This window comes from Actinobacillus vicugnae, from assembly GCF_901687125.1.
GTDB classification, from domain to species: Bacteria; Pseudomonadota; Gammaproteobacteria; order Enterobacterales; family Pasteurellaceae; genus Actinobacillus; species Actinobacillus vicugnae.
Genome location: NZ_CABFJY010000041.1, coordinates 1 through 582, shown reverse-complemented (window position 1 = coordinate 582; position 582 = coordinate 1). Strand labels below are relative to the sequence as shown.

Below are 582 nucleotides of genomic sequence, written 5' to 3'. Positions count from 1 at the left end.
AGTCAAGATTTTTTAACTACTCAGACTTTTTCTTTATCAGCTTAATATTTTTCAATATCTCCGCTGACTTGAAAGTCTCTTCAGTTTTTCAGCTTGTTTCCAATTTTTTAAAGAACAATTTAGACAATAATTTGACTTATCATCATTACTAAAGATACAAGCGGTTAATTTCTTAACTTTATTTGCAAACTCTACTCTCTTGCATCGCTTATACGCTTAGTAATGATGATTGGTGGAGATAAGCGGGATCGAACCGCTGACCTCCTGCGTGCAAGGCAGGCGCTCTCCCAGCTGAGCTATATCCCCATACATCATTACTTAATCCTTCCTTTCAGCTTCACTCGTTAGAGTGGTGGGTCTGAGTGGACTTGAACCACCGACCTCACCCTTATCAGGGGTGCGCTCTAACCACCTGAGCTACAGACCCAAAAGGATGCGGATTATCTCCGTTTTGCCTTCTCCATCAAACAATCTGTGTGAACACTTGCAGTCGCTCAATCTTTGGTAAGGAGGTGATCCAACCGCAGGTTCCCCTACGGTTACCTTGTTACGACTTCACCCCAGTCATGAATCATACCGTGG

General features: G+C 42.8%; 2 tRNA genes and 1 rRNA gene. All 3 read right to left on the bottom strand.

Annotation, left to right across the window (positions count from 1 at the left end):
- Positions 1-230: 230 nt before the first annotated feature.
- Positions 231-306: transfer RNA gene (locus tag F8M47_RS08170), tRNA-Ala, on the bottom strand.
- A gap of 44 nt (positions 307-350) precedes the next feature.
- Positions 351-427: transfer RNA gene (locus tag F8M47_RS08165), tRNA-Ile, on the bottom strand.
- A gap of 78 nt (positions 428-505) precedes the next feature.
- Positions 506-582: ribosomal RNA gene (locus tag F8M47_RS08160) — 16S ribosomal RNA — on the bottom strand; the annotation flags it as partial.